This window comes from Mesorhizobium sp. M7A.F.Ca.CA.004.06.1.1 (assembly GCF_003999135.1).
GTDB lineage: Bacteria > Pseudomonadota > Alphaproteobacteria > Rhizobiales > Rhizobiaceae > Mesorhizobium.
Genome location: NZ_RZPQ01000939.1, coordinates 1 through 1,939, shown reverse-complemented (window position 1 = coordinate 1,939; position 1,939 = coordinate 1). Strand labels below are relative to the sequence as shown.

The following is a 1,939-nucleotide window of genomic DNA, read 5'->3' as shown; positions in this document are numbered from 1 at the left end:
CGCTGTGCGCGTCATTCACGGTGGAAGGCAAGGCGGCTCGATCGGTGACCGTCATCGACATCGATTCGGTCTATTTCCAATGCGCCCGGGCCATCGTCCGCTCCGAGCTCTGGAACGCAGCAAGGCATGTCGACCCGAAGTCGCTGCCGACGCCCGGACAGATCCTGGAGATCACCAGCCGCAGGAACATCGACGGCGAAACCTACGACAAGGAATGGCCGGAGCGGGCGAAGAAGACGATGTGGTAGGTTTGGGCTGAAAAGCCCTCACGCCTCTTTCAGCACATCATAGATCTTGCGCATCTGCTCGCCGATCATGTCGCATTGTTCCGGCGTAGACTGGCTCATCGCCTTCTCTATCAGCGCCATGTGCACTTTCAGCGCCTGCATCAACAGCGCCTCGCCGGCCTCGGTGAGCGCGAGCCGCAGGATGCGCTTGTCCTTCTCGTCGCCTTCGCGGCGCAGCAGGCCACGCGCTTCCAGCTGCGGCAAAAGCATGGTGATGTTGGAACGGCCGACGAGCAGCTTGCGGGCAAGATCGTGCTGCGACATGCCGGGGTGGCGATAGAGGTTCATCAGCACGTCGAGCTGCGCCGGTTTCAAATCGAGCGGCGCAAGCTTCACCGCCAGCGTGCGCTCCAGCACATGGCAGGCGCGCGCCACCGCGACCCAGTTGCGGAAACGCGGGTTATCCCAAGGCAGCTCTTGTTTATTGTTCATCTTTGAACTATTATGTTCATGCTTGAACGTATGGATGGATTTTCACTATGGCATCATTCGGGCTGAAGGTCATCCGGGGCGTGTTCGGTGCGGCAGAGCGTGTCGCGCCGCGGCTTAGCGGACGCGCGGCGTTCGAATTGTTCTGCCGCACCCCGAATGTCAAGGCGCTCAGCGATGGCGAGCGCCGTGCTGTCGACCGTGCGGCCGGGTTCATGACCGAGGCGCGTCATCACCGGCTGAAGACCGCGACCGGCTGCGTCATGGTGCACGAGTTCCGCCCGGAGCCGGGCAGGGCGGCCGCCGGCACGGTGCTCGTCGTCCATGGCTGGCGCTCGCGCACCGAATATATGCGCGCCTTGATCGAAGGCTATCGCGCCGCCGGCCACCGGGTCGTTTCGCTTGACCTGCCCGGCCACGGCCAGTCGCAGGGCCGGCGCTTGAACATGGTCAATGCGGTGGATGCGGTGCGGGTTGCCGGCGAGTGGTTCGGCCCCTTCGTGGCAGCGGTCGGCCATTCCTTCGGCGGCGCCGTCGCCGCCAACGCCATCGCCGGTTCGGTCAAGAACATCCCGCCACTGGCGGCCGGACGCCTGGTGCTGATCGCGGCGCCAAGTTCCCTGCCGGCGATCTTTGCCGACTTCAGCCGCATGCTCAATGTCGGCCCGCGCTCGCAAGCCGCCATGGCGGACCGGGTCGAGCATCTTTCCGGCCGCCCCCTGCACGAATTCACCGGCGACCGTCAGCTCGCCCAGGCGCCGGTGCCGACCCTGGTCATCCATGCGCAGGACGACCGCGAAGTCTCGGCCGATCATGCAAGGCGCTATGCCGGCGCCGGCGGCCATGTGCGGCTCTACTGGGCCGACGGGCTCGGCCACCGCCGCATTCTCGCCGACAAGGGCGTGGTCGAACGCGCGGTTGGCTTCGTGGCGAATCGCGAGCCATTGCTGCTGCACTGAGCGGCGGTCGAGATTATTTCTTCTTCTCGCCGGGTTCGACCGGCAGTCCGGCGGCCTTCCAGGCGGTGTAGCCGCCAAGGATGTGCTTGACCGGCGAAAGCCCCATGTCCTGCGCCGTCTTTGTGGCCAGCGCCGAGCGCCAGCCGCCGGCGCAGAAGAACACGAAGTTCTTGCCCGAGGCGAAGAAGGGCTTGTGGTAAGGGCTTTCGGGGTCGATCCAGAACTCCAGCATGCCGCGCGTGACATGCTTGGCGCCGGGAATCT

The 1,939-nt window shown here is 65.1% G+C and carries 3 protein-coding genes and 1 pseudogene; 2 read left to right on the top strand and 2 right to left on the bottom strand.

What is annotated here, in order from left to right; genetic code table 11:
* Positions 1-248: pseudogene (locus tag EN906_RS32415) on the top strand (pyridoxamine 5'-phosphate oxidase family protein); the annotation flags it as partial.
* Between the two features lie 18 nt (positions 249-266).
* Here the strand turns inward: EN906_RS32415 and EN906_RS32410 are convergent.
* On the bottom strand, positions 267-719 hold the full coding sequence (locus EN906_RS32410; RefSeq protein ID WP_023813960.1) for a MarR family transcriptional regulator: 453 nt from the start codon (positions 717-719) through the stop codon (positions 267-269).
* A gap of 47 nt (positions 720-766) precedes the next feature.
* On the opposite strand from EN906_RS32410, the gene EN906_RS32405 reads away from it, so the two are divergent.
* Positions 767-1,675 (top strand): alpha/beta hydrolase, encoded by a 909-nt coding sequence (locus tag EN906_RS32405; protein WP_127270854.1) that lies wholly within the window; start codon positions 767-769, stop codon positions 1,673-1,675.
* Positions 1,676-1,688: 13 nt separating this feature from the next.
* On the opposite strand, the gene EN906_RS32400 is transcribed toward EN906_RS32405, so the two are convergent.
* Positions 1,689-1,939, bottom strand: a 251-nt coding sequence (locus EN906_RS32400; RefSeq protein WP_164777538.1) for a rhodanese-like domain-containing protein, incomplete at its 5' end; no start/stop codon positions are given.

Bases quoted from the DNA above. Each gene is read 5' to 3' on its own strand.
- EN906_RS32410 (WP_023813960.1), bottom strand. From the start codon at position 719: ATGAACAATAAACAAGAGCTGCCTTGGGATAACCCGCGTTTCCGCAAC.
- EN906_RS32405 (WP_127270854.1), top strand. From the start codon at position 767: ATGGCATCATTCGGGCTGAAGGTCATCCGGGGCGTGTTCGGTGCGGCA.